At 72.6% G+C, this 23,287-nt stretch carries 11 protein-coding genes; 7 read left to right on the forward strand and 4 right to left on the reverse strand.

Annotation, left to right across the window (positions count from 1 at the left end; genetic code table 11):
- Positions 1-53: 53 nt before the first annotated feature.
- Together IE264_RS16300 and IE264_RS16305 are read left to right on the forward strand one after the other, a co-directional pair.
- Positions 54-10,958: a non-ribosomal peptide synthetase gene (locus IE264_RS16300; protein ID WP_032754322.1), complete on the forward strand. Its 10,905-nt coding sequence runs from the start codon at positions 54-56 to the stop codon at positions 10,956-10,958.
- An 8-nt stretch (positions 10,959-10,966) separates the two neighbouring features.
- Positions 10,967-12,667, forward strand: a complete 1,701-nt coding sequence (locus IE264_RS16305) for an ABC transporter ATP-binding protein (protein WP_032754325.1) — start codon at positions 10,967-10,969, stop codon at positions 12,665-12,667.
- 36 nt (positions 12,668-12,703) lie between these two features.
- Here the strand turns inward: IE264_RS16305 and IE264_RS16310 are convergent, their stop codons facing one another.
- Positions 12,704-13,831 (reverse strand): alpha/beta hydrolase-fold protein, encoded by a 1,128-nt coding sequence (locus tag IE264_RS16310; protein WP_032754327.1) that lies wholly within the window; start codon positions 13,829-13,831, stop codon positions 12,704-12,706.
- A gap of 253 nt (positions 13,832-14,084) precedes the next feature.
- Between IE264_RS16310 and IE264_RS16315 the strand changes: the two genes are divergently transcribed.
- Positions 14,085-14,762, forward strand: a complete 678-nt coding sequence (locus IE264_RS16315; RefSeq protein WP_032754330.1) for a helix-turn-helix domain-containing protein — start codon at positions 14,085-14,087, stop codon at positions 14,760-14,762.
- A 54-nt stretch (positions 14,763-14,816) separates the two neighbouring features.
- Here the strand turns inward: IE264_RS16315 and IE264_RS16320 are convergent, their stop codons facing one another.
- Positions 14,817-15,689 carry a universal stress protein gene (locus tag IE264_RS16320; RefSeq protein WP_032754333.1) on the reverse strand — a complete coding sequence of 291 codons (873 nt, stop codon included), beginning with the start codon at positions 15,687-15,689 and terminating at the stop codon, positions 14,817-14,819.
- A 198-nt stretch (positions 15,690-15,887) separates the two neighbouring features.
- Here IE264_RS16320 and IE264_RS16325 point away from each other — a divergent pair, with 198 nt between their 5' ends.
- Positions 15,888-16,793 carry a universal stress protein gene (locus IE264_RS16325; RefSeq protein WP_015606794.1) on the forward strand — a complete coding sequence of 302 codons (906 nt, stop codon included), beginning with the start codon at positions 15,888-15,890 and terminating at the stop codon, positions 16,791-16,793.
- Between the two features lie 23 nt (positions 16,794-16,816).
- Here the strand turns inward: IE264_RS16325 and IE264_RS16330 are convergent, their stop codons facing one another.
- Complete coding sequence (locus IE264_RS16330) at positions 16,817-17,806, reverse strand: Acg family FMN-binding oxidoreductase (RefSeq protein ID WP_032754336.1); 990 nt, start codon at positions 17,804-17,806, stop codon at positions 16,817-16,819.
- Between the two features lie 225 nt (positions 17,807-18,031).
- Here IE264_RS16330 and IE264_RS16335 point away from each other — a divergent pair, with 225 nt between their 5' ends.
- Complete coding sequence (locus IE264_RS16335) at positions 18,032-19,807, forward strand: sensor histidine kinase (RefSeq protein WP_032754339.1); 1,776 nt, start codon at positions 18,032-18,034, stop codon at positions 19,805-19,807.
- 5 nt (positions 19,808-19,812) lie between these two features.
- Here the strand turns inward: IE264_RS16335 and IE264_RS16340 are convergent, their stop codons facing one another.
- Positions 19,813-20,541: a response regulator gene (locus IE264_RS16340; protein WP_032754342.1), complete on the reverse strand. Its 729-nt coding sequence runs from the start codon at positions 20,539-20,541 to the stop codon at positions 19,813-19,815.
- A 232-nt stretch (positions 20,542-20,773) separates the two neighbouring features.
- Here IE264_RS16340 and IE264_RS16345 point away from each other — a divergent pair, with 232 nt between their 5' ends.
- Together IE264_RS16345 and IE264_RS16350 are read left to right on the forward strand one after the other, a co-directional pair.
- Positions 20,774-22,111, forward strand: coding sequence for a radical SAM protein (locus IE264_RS16345; RefSeq protein ID WP_015606790.1), 1,338 nt, complete (start codon positions 20,774-20,776; stop codon positions 22,109-22,111).
- 270 nt (positions 22,112-22,381) lie between these two features.
- Complete coding sequence (locus IE264_RS16350) at positions 22,382-23,143, forward strand: DeoR/GlpR family DNA-binding transcription regulator (RefSeq protein ID WP_032754931.1); 762 nt, start codon at positions 22,382-22,384, stop codon at positions 23,141-23,143.
- Positions 23,144-23,287: the final 144 nt, after the last annotated feature.

Raw genomic sequence — 23,287 nt, forward strand, 5'->3', positions numbered from 1 at the left:
ACCTCAGTAAGGTTAGGCTAACTTGTATGCCTTGGAAGGGTGCTGAGTCTTCGATGACGGAACCGACCGCTCCTCACGTTCTTCTCTCTCCCACCCACTTCGCCGATGTACGCCGGCGCATCGGCGAATACGGCGACCGGACCATCGCCGAAGCGTGCGCCATCGGACTGGCGTACTGGGCCACGGGTGCCGGCCCCGACGGCATCGACCTCACCCCCGGCACCTCGTTCGCCGACGTCCTAGGCTGGGTCGACAACGGAGGTGGCGGCAGCCCGGGTTGGGAGGTCGGTGCGGACGGCCTGAGCATCACCGTCCCCGACGGCGTACGGCCCGCCGAAGCGCGGCTGGCACTGCAGGATCTGGCCGACTTCCCGGACCGGCCCGTCGGCACCATCGGCCCGTCCGGCATCGAGGCCCGGATCGCGACCCTGGCCGGATGGAACGACAACCGGGCCGACCGCATCCGCCCGACCATCATGGAGATGTTCCGCGAGCAGGCCCGCACCAGGCCCGACGCCGTCGCGATCATCGATGAGCACCGGACCCTGACGTACCGTGAGGCAGCCGATAAATCGGCCCAGTTGGCCCATCACCTCGTCCGGCGCGGCCTCGCATCCGAGGAGGTCGTCGGGATATCGCTCGGCCGCTCCGCCGACATGGTCATCGGACTCCTCGCCGTGCTCCAGGCCGGATGCGCGTTCGTACCGCTCGATCCGCAGTGGCCCGCCGCCCGCAGGGCCGTCGTCGTCGAGGACGCCCGGGTCGTCCTCCAGCTCAACAGCTCGGGCGAGTCCGACGGGGCCGAGCCGGACGCCGTCGCCGTCGACCTCGACGACTGGGCGTTCGGCTCCTGCCCGGCCGAGGCGCCCGAGGCGACGGTCCACGCCACCTCACTGGCGTACGTCATCTTCACCTCCGGCTCGACCGGGCGGCCCAAGGGCGCCATGATCCGCCACGAGGCGATCAGCGAGCGCCTGCTGTGGCAGGTGGGCGAGATCCTGCGGTTCGGCCACGACGACGCGTCACTGTTCAAGGCGCCGCTCTCCTTCGACATCTCCATCAACGAGATCTTCCTGCCGCTGGTCTCCGGCGGCAGGCTGGTGATCCTTCGGCCCGGCGGCGAACGCGACCCGCACCACCTGCTGAGCGTGATCGCCGAGCACCGCGTCACCTTCACCTATCTGGTCTCGTCCATGCTGGACGTCCTCCTGGAGATCGAGGGGGGATCCGGCCGCCTCGACAGCCTGCGCCACGTGTGGTGCGGCGGCGAGGTGCTCACCCCGGAGCTGTACGAACGGTTCCGCACCCGGCTCGACATCCCCATGTACCACGGCTACGGCCCCGCCGAGACGACCATCGGCGTCTCCCACGTCATCTACCGGGGCGAGGCCGAGCGCCTGTCGACCTCGATCGGCAAGGCCAACCCCAACACCCAGCTCTACGTGCTGGACGACGAACTGCGCCCGGTCCCGGTCGGTGTCGGCGGCGAACTGTACGTGGGCGGCCTCCTGCTGGGGCGCGGTTACGTCGGCGCACCCGGCCTCACCGCCTCCCGGTTCGTCGCCAACCCCTTCGCCACCGACGGCTCCCGGCTGTACCGCACCGGCGACCTGGCCCGGTTCGCCCCGGACGGGTCGCTCGACTTCCTCGGCCGCGCCGACAACCAGATCAAGATCCGTGGCATGCGGCTGGAGATCGAGGACGTCGAGGCATCCCTCGCCGAACACCCCCGGGTACGCCACACCTGCGTCGTCGCCAGGAAGAACAGCGCGGGCGGCACCTACCTCGTGGGTTACGTCATCCCCTCCTCCACCGGCGAGGAGCTCACGGCGGACAGCGTCAAGGCCTGGGCCACCGCCCACATGGTCGAGTACATGGTGCCCGCCCACCTCGTCGTCCTGACGGAGTTCCCGCTCACCGCGAACGGCAAGATCGACCGCGCCGCCCTGCCGGAGCCCTCCCGGTCCACCGGGGCCGTCGCGGCTCCCGCCACCGAGAACGAGCGCCTGGTGTGCGCGGCCGTCGCGGCGGTGCTGCGCGTGGACGAAGTCGGCGTCGACCAGGACTTCTTCCAGCTCGGCGGCGACAGCATCCTGGCGATCTCCCTGCTGAGCGCCCTGCGGGAGGCGGGCCTCCATGTGACCGCACGCCAGATCTTCAGCAACAGCACGGTCGGGGCACTGGCGGCGGTGGCGAGCCGCGAGGACGTCTCCACCGTGGACCACGCCGACACCGCGACCGGCTCCGTGGTGGGATCGCCCATCGTGCAGTGGCTCGGCGAGACCACCGACGCGATCGACGGCTTCGTGCAGTCGGTCGTCCTGAACACCCCGGCGGAGCTGACCGCCGACGCCCTCGACACCGTCCTCACCGCCCTCCTCGCCCGCCACGACATGCTCCGCGCCCGGCTGGTGCGCGGCGAGCGCTGGAGCTTCGACATCCCGCAGGCCGGACAGGCCACCGCGGGCTGGCAGGAGAGCGACGGGCCGCTGGAGGAGTGCGTCGAACACGCCACCGCAGGGCTCGACCCGGACAACGGTGTGATGCTGCGCGCCGTCTGGCGCCGCGAAGCACGCCAACTCGTCCTGGTCGCCCACCACGTGGTCGTCGACGGCGTGTCCTGGCGGATCCTGATGGACGACCTGGCCACGGCCTGGCGGCAGCACACCTCGGGCGCACCCGTCGAACTGCCCCCCGTCGGTACGTCGTTCAGGCGCTGGACCCAGCTCCTCGGACGCACGCCCTTCGACCAGGACCGCACGTACTTCGGGCGCGCCCTGCCCGGCGCCGACGCACCGATCGGCAGGCGCCCCCTCACCGAGGCCGACACCGTGGCCCGGGAGCGTACCCGGACCGTCTCCGTCGGACCCGAGGCCACGGCCGCACTGCTGGGCGAGATCCCCGCCAGGTTCCACGCGGGCGTCAACGACGTCCTGCTGACCGCCCTGGCCGTCGCCCTCGCCCGGTGGCGCCGCGACCGCGGGCAGGAACAGACCTTCGCCCACATCGAGCTGGAAGGGCACGGCCGCGAGGGCCGGTTCGTGGCGGACGCGGCCGGATTCGAACCCGAACTGTCGCGTACGGTCGGCTGGTTCACCACACTCTTCCCGGTGACCGTGGACCCCGGCACGGCCCCCGACCTCACCGCCCCCGCCTACCTCGCCGCCGCCCTCAAGGCGGTCAAGGAGGACCTCTCCCGGGTACCGGGCAACGGTCTCTCCTACGGCGCCCTGCGCTACCTCACCGACACCGGACCCACCGCCGCCGCACCCCAGGTGCTCTTCAACTACCTGGGCCGCTTCGACGCGGGCGCCGCCGGGGACTGGCAGCTCGCGGGCACCACAGGGCAGCTGGGCGAGAAGCGCGACCCCAGGATGCGCCTGCCGCGCGCCCTGGAGTTCAACGCGATCGCCGAACCGGACGGAGACGGCGCGTACGGGCTGGTCACCACCATCTCCTGGCCCGAGGGCGTCTTCACCGACGCGGACATCGCCACCCTCGGCGACTACTTCGGCGCGGCCCTGTCCGCCCTCGCCGCACTGGAGGGGGGCGGCCACACCCCCAGCGACTTCCCGCTGGTGCCGCTCACCCAGGCCGACGTGGAGGACCTGGACAGCGCGGAGCTGAGCGACATCCTGCCGCTGACGCCGCTGCAGGAGGGCCTCTACTTCCACTCGGTCTTCGACGACGACGCCACGGGCAGCTACGTCGAGCAGCAACTCCTCACGCTGGAAGGCGAGGTGGACGCCGAACGCCTCGCGGCCGCCGCCACCCGGCTGCTCACGCTCTACCCCAACCTGGCCGCCCGCTTCACGGCCCTCGCCGACGGCCGGGTCGTCTCCGTCGTCGAGAGCGGCACAAGCGCGCCCTTCACCACGCTGGACCGCCCCGCCATCACCGACGAGGAGATCCGCGACCTCGCCGAGCGGGACCGCCGCGCCGGGTTCGACCTCGCCACCGGCCCCCTGATGCGCTACACCCTCATCCGCACCGGAGCCGGCCGCAGCGTCCTGGTGCAGACCGTGCACCACATCATCGCCGACGGCTGGTCCGTCCCGCCGATGCTCCGCACCCTGCTGGCGGAGTACCACGCCCCGGGCTCCGTGTACCCGGTCGGCGGCTACCGGGACTACGTCGGCTGGCTCGCCGGACAGGACCAGGACGAGAGCGACCGCGTATGGCGCCAGGAGCTCGCCGGTCTGCCCGGTCCCTCCCTGGTCGCCGAAGGACACACCCCATCGGAGCGGTTCGCCGACATCGCCGCCGAGCCCGCCGACGACATCGACATCGCCGCACGGTCCGCGGGCGTCCCCCTGAGCGTGGCCGTCCACAGCGCGTGGGCGGTGACGCTGGGCGGCATTCTGCGCGGCCGGGACGTCGTCTTCGGTTCCACCGTCTCCGGGCGGGACGCCGAGGTGCCCGGCATCCGGGACATGGTGGGCCTCTTCATCAACACCATTCCCGTCCGCGCCCGCTGGGCCGCCACCGACACCGCGTACGACCTGCTCGCCGCGGTGAAGGAGCACCAGAGCGCGGTGCTGGCACACCAGCACGTCTCACTGGCGAGGATCGGCCGGCAGAGCGGCGCGGGTTCCCTCTTCGACACCCTCGTGGTGTTCGACGTGGCGACCGACGTGGACGCCCTGCGCGGGCCGGACGACACCCTCACCATCGCCGACATCGTCAACGAGGGCGCCCCGCACTACCCGTTGACACTGGTCGTCGAGCGGTCGCAGGACGGCCGCCCGCGCTTCAACCTGATCTACGACGGGGAGCTGCTGCGCCGGGAGAGCGCCGAAGCGATCCTGTCCACGTTCACCCGGACCCTCACCGAGCTGCTGAGCCGACCGGACGCCCTGGTGGACGCGCTGACCCCCGAGGCCGACAGCGCCCCGGAGCAGGTCGCCCCCACGACCCTGGGCGAGCTGTTCGACACCGCGGCCCACCGCGACCCGGCGGCCACCGCCGTGACCCAGTGCGCTCTGGACGGCAGCACGCGCTCGATGACGTACGGAGAACTGCGCGCTTCGAAGGACGAGTTGGCGTCGGCCCTGCGCGCGGCCGGAGTCCGCCCCGGCCGCCGTGTCGCCGTCGCCGTTCCGCGCTCCCTGGAGCAGGTCGTCGCCCTCGTCGCCGTCGTCACCGCCGGAGGCGCGTACGTACCGCTGGATCTCGCCTACCCCGACGAACGGCTGGAGTACATCCTCGCCGACGCCGCCCCCCAGGTCGTCCTCGTGGACCGGGAACAGCGCGACCGCTTCACCCGGCTGCTGGAGCGCGCCGGAGTGGAGGCCCGGGTGCTCGTCCAGGGTGACGATCTCCCGCCGGCCGACAGCGCCGCGCCCGGGCCGAGGCCGCAGGACCCGGCGTACGTCATCTACACCTCCGGCTCGACCGGCCGGCCCAAGGGCGTCGTTGTCCCGCACTCGGCGGTGGCGACGCTCCTCGCCAACACCCGTCCGGACATGGGCTTCGGCCCGGACGACGTATGGGTCCAGTTCCACTCCTTCTCCTTCGACTTCGCCGTCTGGGAGCTGTGGGGCGCCCTCGCGCACGGCGGCGAGCTGCTGGTGCCGGAGTACGGGCTGACCCGCTCGCCCGTCGACTTCCACCGGCTGGTCCAGGAGCGCGGCGTGAGTGTGCTCAACCAGACCCCGTCCGCCTTCTACCAGTTCATCGAGGCCGACCTGCACGCCGACCGGCCGGCCACGGCGCTGCGCCGCATCATCTTCGGCGGCGAGGCCCTAGACCTCGGGCGGCTGCGCGGCTGGGTCGAGCGGCACGGCACCGGTGCGCCCGAACTCGTCAACATGTACGGCATCACCGAGACCACCGTCCACGTCACCCACCGGGTGCTGACCGACGAGGACTTCGCCGGCTCCACCGACATCAGCCCGATAGGCGGCCCCATTCCCGGTCTGGCCACCTATCTGCTCGACGACCGGCTCCGGCCGGTGCCGCCGGGCCGGGTGGGCGCCATCTACGTCGCGGGCGACCAGGTCTCCCTCGGCTACCTGGGCCGCCCCGGGCTCACCGCGAGCCGTTTCGTGGCGAACCCGTTCGCGGGCGACGGCTCCCGGATGTACCACACGGGCGACCTCGCCCGGCGGACGCTCGACGGTGAGCTGCAGTTCGCGGGGCGCGCCGACGACCAGGTGCAGCTGAAGGGGTTCCGGGTCGAGCTCGGCGAAGTGGAGGGCGCGATAAGGGAGTTGGACGGTGTCGTCGATGTGGCCGTCACTGTGGCGGACAGCGGCGACCACCTCGTCGCGCACATCGTGGGAGCCGCGCCCGCCGACCTCACCGTCAGGCTCTCCGCCAAACTGCCCGTGCACATGGTGCCGGGCCGGGTGCTGCCGGTCGACTCGCTGCCGCTGACGGTCAACGGCAAGCTCGACCGCAAGGCCCTCACCGAGCGCGCCGCACAGCAGGACGGCCCGCCGGACACCACGGGCGGGTCCGACGCACCGAGCGCACTCACCGCCCTCGTCGGCATCTTCGCCGAGACGCTGCCCGGCGCCTCCGTGGACGCCGACACCGACTTCTTCGGCGCCGGGGGCGACAGCATCGTCGCCATCGCCGTGATCAACCGGGCCCGGGCACTCGGCCTGCCGATCGCCCCCCGCGACGTGTTCCTCCTCAGGACCCCGCGCGCCCTCACCGGTCACCTGGCCACGCACGCCCCCCGGGCCGCCGCGCCACCACCCTCCCGCCGCGAGGACGGCCCGCTGCCGCTCACGCCCATCATCCTGCGCCGGCGTGAACTGGGCGGATCACTCGCCCGGTTCGCCCAGGCCAGGACGGTGGCCGTCGCGGAGGGCACCGGCCTCGCCGACATCCGGCGCGCCGCGAACGCCGTCGTGGCCGCGCACCCGGCCCTCCGGCTGCGGCTGCACGTCGAATACGGTGTGTGGGCCCTGCGCACCGACCCCGCCCGTGAGGCCACCGTCGCCGCACCCGGCACCACCGACGCGACGGCCGCGGCGAACGAGGCCGCCGGACGGCTCGACCCCGAGGCCGGAGAAGTCATCGCGTTCTCCTGGCTCGCGGCGACCCGCACCCTGGTCGTCACCGTCCACCACCTCGCCGTCGACGCGGTGTCCTGGCTGATCATCCTGGACGACCTGGCCACCGCCCTGAGCGGGGCCGCCCTGCCGCCGCCGACCACCCCGTACGCCGAGTACGCCGAAGCCCTCGCCGTACGGTCCGCCGAATCGGCCGACGGCCTCGGCCACTGGATCACCACCCTCCAGGCCCCGCCGCTGGACACGGCCGCGCCCACGGAGCTGCGCGAGACCACCGTCGTACTCCCGCCCGACCTCAGCGACCTCGTGACGCGCACCGCCCCCGGCGCCCTCGGCGTCGGCCTCACCGAACTGCTCTGCGGCGCCCTGCGCACCGCGCTCACCCACATCCAGCCCACCCCCAGCGACCTGGCGATCGACCTGGAGCGCCACGGCCGGGTCCCGGCCGAGGAGCACCACGACTACACCCGCACCGTCGGCTGGTTCACCTCCATCGCCCCCGTACGGCTCACCCCGCACACCGACCCCGTCGCCGCGGCCCGTGAGATCGCCGACCGCCAGCCGGACGAGGAGGGGCACGTCGCCTACGGCCGGCTCAGGTACCTCAACCCGCAGACGGCCCCCCTCCTGACCGCCCGCCCCCAGGTCCTCTTCAACTACCTCGGCCGGGGAAGCGAGTCGGAGGCCCTGAGGATCACCGGCGGCGGCCAGGGCGACAGCCCGTACGCCGTCGAGGTCAACGCCTGGACCGACGACGCCACCGGCAGCCTGCACGCGGCCTTCACCCTCGCCGACGGCATCCCCGACGCGATCACCGGCCACTGGCTCACCGCCCTGGCCCGCATCGCGAACACCTCCGCCACGGCCGAGCGCACGGCACCGGTCACCCCGCTCCAGCGCGGCCTGTTCTTCCAGGCCCAGATGGCGGGCGCGGCCGGGCACTACGTCGCGCAGAGCTGGTTCACCTTCGACCGGCGCCTGGACACCGGCGCCCTGGCCGAGGCGATGGCCCACGTGATCGCGCGCCACCCGGTCGTCGGCGCGGGCTTCACCACCGACGACGACGGAAACCCGGTCCAGCTCCTCAAGGCGGGCCGGCGGGTCGACGTCCGCACCGTCGAGCTCACCACGGACGCCGAGGTCGAAGCCCTGCGCACCCGGGACCGCGAGAGCGGCTTCGACCCGGGGGAGCCACCGCTGATCCGGCTGACCGTGGTGCGGCTGCCCGGCGGCCGTGACGGCCTGCTGCTCAGCTACCACCTGCTGCTCTGGGACGGCTGGTCCCGCGAGATCCTGCTGCGCGACCTGTTCGAGGCGTACGAGGCCCTCGCCGCGGGGGAGCCGTGGGACGCCACCCCGGCCGTGCCGGGCTTCGAGGAGTACGCCCGGACCCTCGCCGCCAAGGACCCCGCCGTAGGGGAACGCTTCTGGGCGGAGCACCTGGCGGGCCTGCCGGGACCGACGCTGCTCGCCGGACCGGCCCCGGCCCTCAGTGAGGAGCTGCCGCAGCCGATCGTGCACACGCTCTCCGCCGAGCTGACGGAGCTGCTCCGGGAAGCCGCCCGGGTCCACGGGGTCACCCTGAACTCGGTGCTGACCGGTGCGTTCGGCCTCCTCCTCGGCGCCCGCACCGGCCGCAGCGACGCCGTGTTCGGCGTGACCGTCTCGGGCCGGGAGGGCGAAGGGCACGGCGACATCGTCGGCGTACTCCTCAACACCGTGCCCATGTGGACGCGGGCGCGCCCCGAGGAGACGGTCGGCGCCTACCTGTCGGCCGTCCAGGCGGCCCGGGTCGCGGCGATGGACCACGAGCACCTGGGGCTCGGGGAGATCCAGCGGGCCGCCGGGCTCGACACCCTGTTCGACAACCTCTTCGTGCTCCAGAACTTCCTGGACCTGGACGCCTTCGCCGCGATGAACGCCCGCCACGGCATCACCTCCGTCCAGGCGGACGACTCCACCCACTACCCGTACACCTGGGTCGTCACCCCCGGCGACCGGCTCACCGTCAAGCTGGAGCACCGCCACGGCGACCCGGAGTCCGCCCGCAGCCTCCTGGACGACTACCTGAGCGTGCTGGAGGACGTGGCGCGCTCGACGACGGGGCGGATGGGCGCTCTGCGGGGCCTTGGACCGGACCCCGAGCCCGCCGAACGTACCGACGTCGGCACGGACACCGTCGTGGACCGCTTCGACCTCGCGGCCGACCGCCATCCGGAGCGCGTCGCCCTCGTCGCCGACGGCGCGACCATGACCTTCGCCGAACTCCGCGACCGCAGCCGGGCTGTGGCAGGCGTGCTCGCCGGGCGGGGGATCGGCCCGGAGACGACCGTGGGCCTGGCCATCCCGCGCTCGCCCGACTGGATCGCGGCGCTCTTCGCCGTACTGCGGGTCGGCGCCGCGTACGTACCGCTGGAGCTGGACCACCCGGACGAGCGGATCGCGACCATCGTGGAGGACGCGCGGCCCGAGGTGATCCTCACCGTGAGCAGCGTCTCGCCCCGGCTCAGCGGCGAGCTGATCGAACTGGACCGCCCGCTGCCCGAGGCGGAGCCGTACGTCACGTTCGCCCCCGACGACCCGGACCGGCTGCGGCACCCCGCGTACACGATCTACACTTCCGGATCGACCGGGAAGCCCAAGGGCGTGGTGACCGAGTACGCCGGGCTCACCAACATGCTGATCAACCATCAGCGCCGGATCTTCGAACCGGTCCTCGCCGAGCACGGCCACCGGACCTTCCGGATCGCGCACACCGTGTCGTTCGCGTTCGACATGTCGTGGGAGGAGCTGCTCTGGCTCGCCGACGGCCACGAAGTCCACATCTGCGACGAGGAGTTGCGCCGCGACGCGCCCCGGCTGGTCGAGTACTGCGCCGAGCACAAAGTCGATGTCATCAACGTGACCCCGACCTACGCCCAGCAGCTGATCGCCGAAGGACTCCTGGACAACCCCCAACAGCGGCCCCCGCTGGTGCTGTTGGGCGGGGAGGCCGTCACCCCGGCGCTGTGGCAGCGGCTCGCCGCGACCGAGGGGACGGTCGGCTACAACCTGTACGGGCCCACCGAGTACACCATCAACACCCTCGGCGTCGGCACCTTCGAATGCCTGGACCCGGTGGTGGGCGTGGCGATCGACAACACCGAGGTGTACGTCCTCGACCCCTGGCTGCGACCGCTGCCCGACGGGGCACCCGGCGAGCTGTACGTGGCGGGCATCGGCATCGCCCGCGGCTACCTGGGCCAGAGCGCCCAGACCGCACACCGCTTCGTCGCCTGCCCCTTCGGTGCCCCCGGCGAACGCATGTACCGCACCGGGGACCTGGTGGTCCGCCGTCCCGACGGGAACATCAGCTACCTGGGCCGCACCGACCAGCAGGTCAAGATCCGCGGCCACCGGGTCGAACTCGGCGAGGTGGAAGCCGTCTTCGCCGCCCACCCGGCCGTACGGTTCGCCGCCGCGGTCGCCCAGCCCGACCCGCAGGTCGACGGGGCGTACCGACTGGCCGCCTATCTCGTCCTGGAGGGCGCGGAGTTGGCTGAGGTCGCCGCCGAAGTCGGCGCGGGCCTGCCGGACTTCCTGCGCCCGACGCATTTCGCCCAGGTCGACAGCATCCCGCTGACCGTGAACGGGAAGGCTGACACCAAGGCGCTGCCGGAGGCCAGGCCGCTCGGCGCGCTGACCACGGCGGGAGAACGCGGCCCGGAGACGGAGACCGAGACCGTGGTCTGCGAGTTCTTCGCCGAGGCACTGGACCTGGACGACGACGAGGTGAGCGCGGTGAGCGACTTCGTGTCCCTCGGCGGACACTCCATGCTGGCGGTGCGGCTGATCGGGCTGCTCCGCCGCGAGTACGGTCCTGTGGTCACCATCCGAGATCTGTTCACCCTGCGAACCCCGGAAGCGATTGCCCGCCACCTTGATGAAAACTGACACGCCTGATGAAATCTGAGACGAAGCGGCCCCGCCCCGGGGCCGCCATCCTGCGGACCGCCCTGCGCCGCAACATCGGCGCCATGATCGCGGGCACCCTCCTCATGGGCCTGTACCAGGCGGCGGAGACCGCGTTCCCCATCGCGCTCGGACTGATCGTCGAGCACACGATGCAGGACCGCAGCCTCGGCTCGCTCGGGGTGTCGATCGGCTCGCTCGCCGTGATCATCACGACGGTCTCCCTGTCGTGGCGGTTCGGCATGCGGGTGCTGCAGAAGGCCAACACGACCGAGGCGCACCGCTGGCGCGTCCAGGTCGCCGCCTGCGGGCTCCAGCCTGTGGCCAGGGACGTGGACGGCCTGAAGTCCGGCGAGATCCTCACCATCGCCACCGAGGACGCCGACCAGACCGCCGACATCATCGAGGTGGTGCCGCTGCTGATCAGCTCCCTGGTCGCGGTGGTCGTCGCGGCGGTCGCGCTGAGCCTGGCCGACATACGGCTCGGCCTGCTGGTGATCGTGGGGACCGTCGGCATCCTGTCGACCCTGGCGGTGATGTCCAGGCGGATCGGCGCGAGCACCCAGGAGCAGCAGGCCAGGGTGGCGAGGGCCGGTGCGAAGGTCGCCGACCTCATCATCGGGCTGCGCCCGCTCCACGGCTTCGGCGGCAACCACGCCGCGTTCGGGTCCTACCGAAAAGTCAGCACGGACGCCAAGCGCCAGGCGATCACCGTCGCCCGCGTGAACGGCGCCTACGCCGGCACCGCGCTGGCCCTCAACGCGGTCCTCGCCGCCGCGGTCTCCCTGACGGCGGGCTGGCTGGCGTTCGAGGGCCGGATCTCCATCGGTGAACTGGTCATGGCCGTGGGCCTCGCGCAGTTCATCATGGAACCGCTCAAGATGTTCTCGGAGATGCCCAAGTACGTGATGATCCCCCGGGCCTCCGCCGAGCGGATGGCGCTGGTCCTCTCCGCCCCGCCGGTGACGGTCCCGGGCCCCGAACGCCCGGCTCCGGGCGGGGACCTGGAGGTCGACGGCGTCCGCCACGGGACCCTGCGGGGGCTGAAGTTCTCCGTGGCCGCCGGGGAGTTCGTGGCGATCGCCCCCTACCAGCCGCGTGCGGCGGCCGATCTCGTCTCGGTGCTCGCCGTGAACGTGGCGCCCCCGGCGTACGAAGGAGTGGTCCGGGTGAGCGGGCAGGAGCTCGCGGACCTGTCGGTCGAGGCGGTCCGGGAGCACATGCTGGTGAACCCGTACGACGCGGAGATCTTCGGCGGCACCCTCCGGACGAACATCGACCCGTCGGGCAGCAGCCGGACGATCCCCGAAGCCGTCGAGGCGTCGATGCTGACCGATGTCGTCGCCCTCCACCGCGACGGGCTCGACTACGCGGTCCGCGACCGGGGGGCGAACCTCTCCGGCGGGCAGCGCCAGCGGCTCTCCCTGGCCCGCGCGCTGGCCGCCGACACCGACGTCCTGGTCCTGCACAACCCGACCACCGCCGTCGACGCGGTCACCGAACAGCTCATCGCCCGCAACATCGCGAAGCTGCGGCGAGGCCGCACCACGCTGGTGATCACCAGCAGCCCGGCGCTCCTGGACGCCGCCGACCGGGTGCTCGTCCTGGACGAGGGGGCCATCACCGCCGAGGACACCCACCGCAACCTGCTCGCGGGCGACGAGGCGTACTGCCTGGCCGTGGCCCGGTGAACCACCGGCGGGGGCGGTCGCCGCCCCCGCCGGTGCTCAGCCCAGCGCCCAGGCGACATCCCGGAGGAGGGCCTGCCGCCAGCCCGCCCGGTCGTGGTCCGACGCGGACCGCGAGACCCGCACGGTCGCCCCGGCCCGCTCGGTGAGCGACTCGGTCAGCTCGCAGTGGGGCAGCATCAGTGCCTCGTGTTCCCCCACGTCGAACGCGCAGCGCAGCGAGGACAAGTCGGGCCCCCGGAGCAGGAGTTCCGCGATGGTGCCGCCGACCTGCCCGCCGAGCGGATCCGGCCGCTCCTCGGCGCCGGGCGCCCACCAGAACGACCCCGACTGGCAGGCGATACGGGAGACCAGCTCCGGGAACTCCAGCGCCGCGTAGAGCGCGCTCAGCCCGCCCAGACTCTGCCCCGCCACCACCAGCCGGTCCACGTCCGCCCGGACACCGGACCCGGCCACCAGCGGCAGCAGTTCGTCCCGTACCGCCTCCCAAAGCTCCGGCCCGCACCCGAACTCGGCCGACCGGTCCTTGGACGGAAGGAAGACCAGGGTGACGGGTTCCAGCTCGCCGGCGGCCACGGCGGATTCGAAGGCCGTCATCGCCGGGTGGAGGTACAGCCAGTCGTCCCCGTCGAGCAGCAGGACCACCGGCCCGCCACCGGCGACCGGGTGGACACGGACGGTCCGCCGCCCGCCCAGCCGCTTGCTGCTCCACCGCAGCCGGGTCTCCGGGAGGGGCAGGATGTCGTCCGGGCCGACGGCCGGCCAGTGCGGCTGGGGCGGAGTGTCCGGGGTCGCGGCGATGGAGCGGTCACCGCCCGCCCCGGCCGGGTTGAGGGGGTCGGCGCGGGCCTCGCCGTCCACGAGGAACCGGTAGGTCACCCGCAGCCGCGCCGGCATGGGCACCTCGGCGTACCAGCAGTCCGTCGCGGCCCACCGCCGCAGGGTCACGGGTCCCGACCAGCTCTCGAAGTCGAGGTCGGCCGGAGACCCCCGCCACAGGAACAACGTCAGCCAGCCGTCGTCGGCGGGGACCGGCAGAGGGGTCCGCGCCGCGGCCCAGAACGCGTCGGTGCCGGGCTTGCCGGGAAGCCCGTATGCGGCGAAGGGACTCTCCGCGTCGTGCGGGAGACCGGGCCCGCGTCCGGGGCGGAGTTCGGGGCCGGTCATGGCCGGCCGGGGAGATCGTGGGCCGGGAGCCGGATGAGCAGGCGCATGAACATCTCCTGGTGAGAAGGGGAGGGGCTCGCTCTGGGTAAGGCGAGCCTAACCCGGCGATCTTCAGCACTCCAGGGGTACCCCGCATCGCGAACTCCCCGGTCCCGGGGAGCCGCAGGCCGACCGGCTCCGCGCTGCGAGCCGTAGGGGCTCTCGCTAGCGTGGGTGTGCAGAGCCCTGCCCCGACGAGCAGAAGGACCTCACGATGGCCCGACCCCCGCATGCGGCGCGAGGCGACATCGGCCGACGCGTCGCGGCGCGCCGCCTCCAGCTCGGTCTGTCCCGGGAGGACGTGGCCCTGCGGGCGGGCGCCGCACCCGGCTACATCGAGTACGTGGAGGAGCAGTCCGCGACCCCCGGCATCAGTTTCCTGCTCCGGCTCGCCGACGCCCTGGAGACCACGGTCCACGAGCTGACCGGGGGAACCGTGGACCTGCCGGGAGGGCCCGGACGGGCGGCCCGCGAAGCCCGGATGGTCGAACTCGGCGACACCGAGTGCTGGACCCTGCTCGGCGACCACGGCGTCGGGCGGGTGGCACTCACCCACGACGACGGGCCGGTCGTCCTGCCGGTGAACTACCAGGTGCTCGACGGCGAGGTCATGTTCAGCACGGGTGACCGCTCCCCGCTCGCCCGCGCCGCCGACACCGAGATCGCCTTCGAGACCGACCACATCGACGACGCCTTCAGCAAGGGCTGGAGCGTGCTGCTCGTGGGAACCGTCCGCGTGGTGGAGGACGAGGACGAGGCCCGCCGGCTCAGGGAGACGGCGTACTCGACCCCCTGGGCGGGGGAGGGGCGTGAACGCGTCATGGTCCTCGCGCCCCGCCGCGTCACCGGGCGCAGGATCATCGTGGCCGACGCCCCGGGGGAGCCCGGGTGATCCGGTAGGACGTGGAACGGGTGAGCCGGTCGGACCTGGAACGGGCATGACGGCTCATTCGAAGGGCACGACGGCGACCGGGGCCGGGCTGTGATGGATCACGGCGTGCGCGACGTGGCCGAGGTGCGGGCCCACCGGGGAGCGCCGGCTGCGCCGCCCCACGACCAGCAGACCGGCGCTCCGGGACGCGTCGACGAGCTCGGCCGCCGCCGGCCCGGCCACCGCCCGCTCCGTCACCCGTACGGCAGGGAACTTGTGCCGCCAGGGCCGCACCATTTCGGCCAGTCCCTCGGTGGCCTGCCGGCCGAGACCGCTGCCGAGGCTCGGGTCCAGGACGGCGGAGTACCCGTAGGCCGGGGGTGGGGACCAGCTGTGGACGACCCGCAGCTCCTCGTTGCGGCGGGCGGCCTCGCCGAAGGCGAAGGCGAGCAGCGGGTCGCACGGCTGCTCGGTGTCGACGCCCAGGACGATGCCCGCACGCGTGCTGCCGGCGTCCGCCCCGGACGAGGACGAATCCGACCGTACGAGCACCACCGGCCGCCGCGCACGGCCGACGACGGCGAGCGACACCGAGCCGATCAGGAAGCCGACGACACCGCCGAGGCCCCGCGACCCCAGCACGGTCACCTCGGACTCGTTCGCGGCGGCGGTCAGCACGCCCGGCGCCCGCCCGCGCGCCATCTCGGTGGCCACGTCGAGGCCGGGGCGGCCCTGCCGGACCCGGTCCGCGGTGGCGTGCAGCAGGCTCTCGTACCGCTCGACCAGTGATTCGGCGGAGAGCACCGGCACCTCCGCGGTGACCGGCCACTCCTCCACATGGACGAGATGCAGCGGAACGTCGAGCAGGGACGCCTCCTCCGCGGCCCACAGCGCTGCCGCGAGGCTCTCGGGGGACTCGTCCATTCCGACGGTGACTTGCGGGGTCATGCCAGGGCCTCCTCAGTGCGCGGGGCTCCGGGTGCGGAACCCTGTGTCCAGCCTCCCCGAGGCGGCGTCCGCCGGGTGAGGGGCCGAGAGGGCCGGATCGGGGCCGAAGGGCCCATCCCCGGTGGGCGCCGCCCGGTGCGAACGTGGAGGGGAGCCCGCGGCCGTCTCCGAGCTCCGGGCCACTCCCGAGGAGGAGCCATGACCAGCGACCTTCCCGACCCCGCGGAACTCGGCGCCGTCGTCGTCGGAGTGGACGCGTCCCAGCAGTCGCGCGCAGCCGCCCTGTGGGCCGCCGCCGAAGCCGAGCTCCGCGGGCAGCCGCTCGGCATCATCCATGCCGCCGACATCGAGGGGCGTTCCGTGCTCACGTCGGCCGAGACCCTCCAGGCACTGTGGGACACGGCACGTGACGTGCTGGACGAGACCGCCCGCGCCGTACGGGAGAAGTTCCCGGACCTGATCGTGACGGAGGAGCTCAGCCGCGGCGACGCGGTGGCCGGACTGCGCGCGGCGGCCGGTGCCCGGGGCACGATCGTCGTGGGCAGCAGGGGGCTGGGCGGTTTCGCCGCACTGACGCTCGGCTCCGTCGGGCTGGGCGTGGCCGCACGTACCGAGGTGCCGGTGGTCGTCGTACGGGGAGAGACCGACCGGCCGGCGACCGGGGTGGTCACGGCGGCCGTGCACGGCACGTCCGACCTCGACTGGCTGCTGATCGCCGCCGCCGAGGCGCAGGTACGCAAGGCGTCGCTGCGGCTGCTGAACGTCACCAACGTGCTGGGCTACGTCGGCAGGTTCACCACCATGCTCGACAGCATGGGGGAGATCACCGAGGAGAAGGTGCACGAGACGGCCGCCGTGGCCGACCGGGTACGGAAGCTGTACCCGGACCTCACCGTCACCCACGACGTCGAGACCGGGACCAGCGTGCCGGGCATCCTCGTCGAGGCCACGACCCTCACCGACCTGCTGGTCATGGGCGCCAGGAACCGGGTGCTCGGGTCGGGGGCCGCACTGGGACGGGTGCCCCACGCGCTGCTGCACCACGGGCACTGCCCGGTCCAGATCGTGCCCCCGGGGTACGCGACTGCGGGCGACGGCGGCTGAACACGCTGTCACTCGGTCGGTGGTCACTCCACGGTCAGGATCTCGTCGGCCGGCCGGCGCGGGGTGGCCGTACCCCGTGGCCCGTAGCCGAACCGGAACAGCATGTGGACGAAGCCGGTCAGGGAACCGGGCTCGCGGGTCAGCGAGCGGAGTTCGGGCCATTCGAGGGGCTGCGACATCAGCGATGCCGACACTCCGTCGAGCGTGGCCTGCAGAAGCACGCGCTCCATGGCCTGGCCCGCCCGCAGCCAGTCGGCCGGGGAGTCGTCCACCGTGCCGAGGAGCGCGATCTGCGGCCGCGCCTCGAAGACCGCGGCGGCCCGCCCCGGCAGGTCGTGCAGTGCGTCGAAGTCCCGAGCGGGAGCGGTCACCCCGTACTGCCTGGGGCCGAAGGCGTACGACGGGATGCCCTCGGTGGCAGGCCCCTCGTCGGCCTTCCCCGTGCGGGTCCAAGAGGCGATCTCCTCGCGCAGCGCGGTGTCGGCGGACTCGAAGAGCTCCGCGTCGCGCACCAGGTCCAGGACGGTGTCCGAGTGCCAGGACCCGGGCACGATCAGCCGGCACCCCTCCAGGAGGGCGGCGCCGCGGAGCCCGTCGAGTATCTCCGCCGGGATCCGTTCGTCGGAGAAGGGGAAGCGGCTGGTGTGGCGCTTGCGCAGGGCGGGGTACAGGTCCGCCGGGCCCGGCTCCGCCGGGTCGGGCTCCTGGAGTACGACATCGGCCAGATGCCAGGGGTCGCGGGGATCGGGCAGCAGCTCGGTGGCGGCGTCCCACCCGTGGTGGGCGGCGGACACCCGCAGATTGAACAGTGCGGCACCGCACCCCAGGTGCAGTCCGCGGCCGTCCGGGTCACCGGTCGGCAGCGAGCGCGACGGGTCGCCGTACAGGGCGAGCGAGCGGGTACCCGCGCGGTGGACGAACCTCCAGGGCTGGGCGTTGTGCATGGACGGTGCGGTGACGGCGTCCTCGACCAGCGAGGTCACGGTCTCCACGGGACGGTCGGTGATGGGCATGGCTTCCTCCCGGTGCTCCCTCTCACCTCCACCTTCCGCCGGGAACGCCCGGCGCAGCAGGGGCCGAACGGCCCTGCACCCGGACCGACCGGGGCCCACTGCCACGGTCCCAGCAGGGCACAGCCATGATCACGCGCGGCTCGACATGAGCGGGCGCGGTGCGGCGGCTACGTTGGGAGGTGCGGACACGAGCGGTCCGCCCCCTCGAAGCCGCCGGAGGCATGCATGGGCGGGGATGGCCGTGGGACCCAGCGGGCCAGGCTTCCGCGCTTGAGGCTCGACGAGCTGCTCGACGAGCTCCAGGGCCGTATCGACGAGGCACGGGGGACCCGCGACCGGCTCAACGGCCTGCTGGAAGCCGTCATGTCGGTGGGCCGTGAACTCGCTCTTCCGCAGGTGCTCAGGGGGATCGTCGAAGCGGCGGTCGTGCTCGTGGACGCCGAGTACGGAGCCCTGGGCGTGATCGGCGACGACCAGAAGCTCGCCGAGTTCCTCCCCATCGGCATCAGCGACGAGGTACGGGAACGGATCGGCGGCCTCCCCGCCGGACACGGGCTCCTCGGCGAGCTGATCCGGCACCCGGAGCCCCTGCGGCTGGGCGAGCTCTCGGCCCACCCGACCTCGTACGGCTTCCCGCCCCACCATCCGCCGATGCACTCGTTCCTCGGCGTGCCCATCAGGGTCCGCGAGGAGGTGTTCGGCAACCTCTACCTCACCGAGAAGCGCGGCGGGGCGGACTTCGACGCGGAGGACGAGGCCGTCGTCTCCACCCTGGCGGTCGCGGCGGGCATCGCCATCGAGAACGCCCGCCTCTACGAGGAGGGGCGGCTGCGGGAGCGGTGGCTCGCCGCGAGCTCCGACCTCACCAGCGCGCTGCTCTCCGGCTCGGCCGAGCCGGAGGTCCTCGAAGGGATGCTGGGCCGGGCCGTCGACATCGCCGGTGCCGACCTGGGCGTCTTCCACCTCGTGGAGCCGGACGGCGAACTGAGCGGTTCGCTCGCCCACGGGGAGGGGGCCGGGGCCCACCGCGGCCTGGCGCTGCCGACCACCCGGGGCACCCTCGCCGGTGCCGTGCTCACCGCCGACGAACTCATCACCGTTCCCGACGTCGGGAACGATCCCCGGATCACCGTGCGGCCGGAGCGCTGGGACGGGTTCGGTCCCGCGGTTGCCGTCGTCGTGGGGACCAAGGAGAAGCTGAGCGGGGTCCTGATCCTCGCCCGGCTCCGGGGCAAACCGCCGTTCGTCGGCCCGCAGATCGCCTCGCTGCCGGGCTTCGCCGGACAGGCCGCGCTGGCGCTCGAACTGGCCGAGCGCCGACGGGCCGCCGAGCGGGTGAGCCTGCTGGAGGACCGTGACCGGATCGCCCGTGACCTGCACGACCTAGCGATCCAGCGGCTCTTCGCCACCGGGATGACCCTGCAGAGCGCCCGCCTCTTCGTCGAGCACCCGGAAGCGGCCGAGCGGCTGGGCCGGGCGATCGACGACCTCGACACCACCATCAAGATCATCCGCTCCACCATCTTCGGCCTCCGGGAGCACGGACCGGCCGCCGACGCCTCGGGTCTCAGGACCAGGGTCGTCGAGGCGGTGGACACCGCCGCGCCCGCACTCGGTTTCCCGCCCGCGCTGAGGATGGAGGGGCTGATCGACACGGACGTTCCCCAGGACATGGCCGACCACGTGATCGCGGTGATCGTGGAGGCCCTGAGCAACATCGCCCGGCACGCGGGGGCCGAGGAGGCGGAGGTGTCGGTCGTCGCGGTCGACGGTGTGCTGACGGTGACCGCGACCGACGACGGCACCGGCCTCCGGGAGGGCGCCCGGGGCAGCGGCCTGCGGAACCTGACCGAACGGGCCGAGCAGTTGGGCGGCACCCTCTCCGTCGTCGGGGGCCCGGCCCCGCGGGGCGGCACCGTGCTGGAGTGGCGGGTTCCGTTGCCGGCGGGACGCGGGCGCGGGGGCGGGGGCAGGGGCGGGGCGCACCGTCCGCCCGGCTGACCGCCTCACCTCTCCTGCTGCTCCTGCCGCTCCTGCCGCTCCTGCTGTTCCTGGTGCTTGTGCTCCCGTACCTCCGTCGCGATGACGGCCGCCTGGACCCGGCGCTCCACCCCGAGCTTCCTGAGCAGCCGGGAGATGTGATTCTTGACGGTCTTCTCGGAGAGATAGAGCCGCTCGGCGATCTGCCGGTTGGTCAGCCCCTCGCCGATGAGGTCGAGCACCGACCGCTCCCGCTCGGAGAGGACCGACAGCCGCTCGTCCGCCCCGGGACCGGCGGTCCCGGGGGTGCGCAGGGTGCGCATGAGCCGGGCCGTGGTCTCCGGGTCGAGCATCGACCGGCCCGCCGCCACGGTCCGTACGGCCGACACCAGGTCCGAGCCGTTGATCTGCTTGAGCACATATCCGGCCGCCCCGGCCATGATCGCGTCGAGCAGGGCGTCCTCGTCGTCGAAGGACGTCAGCATCAGACAGGCCAGCTCCGGCATCCGGGAACGCAGCTCACGGCAGACCGTGATGCCGTCCCCGTCGGGCAACCGGACGTCGAGCACCGCGACATCGGGCCGGAGCGCGGGCCCCCGGGCCAGCGCCTGGGCGGCAGTGGCGGCCTCCCCGACGACCTCCAGACCGGGCTCCGCCCCCAGCAGGTCGTGCAGCCCCCGGCGTACCACTTCGTGGTCGTCCAGCAGGAAGACCCTGACCGGGGCCCCGGCTTCGGCGGTCGGTGTGCCGGTCATGTGCGGCCCCTGGTGGTCGGTCGACTGCCAGGGCCTCCGTGCGCACCTGACCCCGGCCCCCCGTCCTACCCGCATTGTCCCAGGGGCGGCGCCGAAGGGCCCCCTGGATCCGTTCACCGCTGGTCAGTGAGGGTGGCGATAGGCGTTGGCGTAGGCTTGCCCATCTGACTGGACAGACCTGCGCACCCGTTCCCGCGCAGGTGCGGTGGGGTGACTACGGAGGTTCGCGTACATGCCGAGCAGCAGTCGTACGGCACTGGTCGAGGACCTGATGGGGCGGTTCCCCGAGGTTCCCAGGGAAGCCGTCATCAAGGAAGACCTGCTGCGCGGCGGCATGGCCTTCGACGAGTCGGCGCTCAGCGGGTCCATCGGCGGCGCCACCGGTGACGTGAAGCCGAAGTCGTACTTCATCTTCTCCTTCGACCACCGCACGCTCCCGGAGCTCGGCGCCGCCGCGCTCAACCGGCCGCCCGAGGAGATCGTTCTCACCGGCGGCCCCTACGGGCTGCGCCGCACCGTCGTATCGGTGCGGGTCAACCCCGACTCCCCGTACGTCGTGCGGGGCGGCGAGGACGGCGCGCTCGGCCTCTACCTGGACGGGGCGCGGATCGCGGACGTCGGGCTGCCGCCGATGCCGGAGTACTACCGGCACAAGCTGTCCAACGGCAAGTCCGTGATGGAGGTGGCCCCGACCATCCAGTGGGGCTACCTCATCTATCTGACGGTCTTCCGGGTGTGCCAGTACTTCGGCGCCAAGGAGGAGTGCCAGTTCTGCGACATCAACCACAACTGGCGCCAGCACAAGGCGGCCGGCCGCCCGTACACCGGCGTCAAGCCGGTCGAGGAGGTGCTGGAGGCCCTGGAGATCATCGACCGGTACGACACGGCCGGTGTCTCCCGCGCCTACACCCTCACCGGCGGCTCCATCACCTCCCAGGTCGCCGGGCGCGACGAGGCCGACTTCTACGGGCACTACGCCAAGGCCATCGAGGAGCGCTTCCCCGGCCGCTGGACCGGCAAGGTGGTCGCCCAGGCGCTGCCCCGCGAGGACGTGCAGCGCTTCCACGACTACGGCATCCGGATCTACCACCCCAACTTCGAGGTGTGGGACCGCCGGCTGTTCCAGCTGCACTGCCCCGGCAAGGAGCGTTACGTCGGCCGGGACGAGTGGCACCGCCGGATCCTGGAGTCCGCCGAGGTGTTCGGGCCGCGCAACGTCATCCCCAACTTCGTCGCGGGCATCGAGATGGCCGAGCCCTTCGGCTTCACGAAGGTGAGCGAGGCCATCGACTCGACCACCGAGGGGCTGCGGTTCTTCATGTCCAACGGGGTCGTGCCGCGCTTCACCACCTGGTGCCCCGAGCCCACCACCCCGCTGGGCAAGGCCAATCCGCTGGGCGCGCCCCTGGAGTACCACATCCGCCTCCTGCAGGCGTACCGGGCGACGCTGGAGGAGTTCGGGCTCAACTCCCCGCCCGGCTACGGCCCCGCGGGACCCGGCCGCGCCGTGTTCTCGGTCAGCTCCTTCATGGACAGCCTCGAAGGCATGGAAGAGGAACCCGCCGTCTGAAGATCCCGGGGAACGGGCACCGTTCCCCGGGATCGGGCGCGATTCGGGCGCTCCACCCCGGCCGAGCGGGCACCGGGAGCGCCCGGAAAGCCCGCCGGTACGGGCGTGACCAGCGACGGTCTCCCGCAGAAACGGGCATGAACGGGCAGAGGGAATTCGGCGAAGAGCCTGGTCGAGCGGTCGGCCCTGCTTGTACAAACGACACATGGGCCCGAACGGACCGGGGCCACCGCCTGAACAGTGCCACCGCAAGAGCCAGGGATGTGTGTCGTGGACACCGACGAACGCCGCAGAGGAATTCTCGACACCGCCCGACGGGACGGATCGGTCGAGGTGAACGCCCTCGCGGCGTTGTTCGAGGTGGCGAAGGAGACCGTCCGCCGCGATCTGCACGTACTGGAGGAGCACGGCCTCGTCCGCCGGACCCACGGCGGCGCCTACCCGGTGGAGTCGGCGGGCTTCGAGACCACGCTCGCGGTCCGCACCACCCGTAACGTTCCGCAGAAGTCACGGATCGCGGCCGCCGCCGCCGATCTGCTCGGGGACGCCGAGACCGTCTTCGTCGACGAGGGCTTCACCCCCCAGCTCGTCGCCGAGGCGTTCCCCCGGGACCGGCCGCTGACCGTCGTCACGGCCTCCCTGGCCGTCGCCACCGTCCTCGCGGACGCCGAGAAGATCTCGGTGCTGCTGCTCGGCGGCCGGGTGCGCGGCTCCACGATGGCCACCGTCGACCACTGGGCCTCCAAGATGCTCGCTGGCTTCGTCATCGACCTGGCGTACGTCGGTGCCAACGGGATCTCCCGCGAGTACGGCCTCACCACCCCCGACCCGGCCGTCAGCGAGGTCAAGGCCCAGGCCATGCGCAGCTCCCGGCGCCGGGTCTTCGCCGGGATCCACTCCAAGTTCGGCGCCGTGAGCTTCTGCCGGTTCGCCGGTGTCGGCGACTTCGAGACCATCGTCACCGACGCGGGCCTCTCCTCGGCCGAAGCCCAGCGCTACTCCCTCATGGGCCCCCAGGTCATCCGCGTCTGACCCGGCCGCCCCCGGTCCCGTACCGGCCGCACCACCCCTGAGACCACCGCGCCCCGCCCCCCGTCGGGGCGCGGTTCGCCCTGCCCGCGCGCCGCCCCCGGCGCGACCCGCACGACCCGATCACCGAGCCGCTACGACTGATCA

Source organism: Streptomyces microflavus (assembly GCF_014650075.1).
GTDB classification, from domain to species: domain Bacteria; phylum Actinomycetota; class Actinomycetes; order Streptomycetales; family Streptomycetaceae; genus Streptomyces; species Streptomyces microflavus.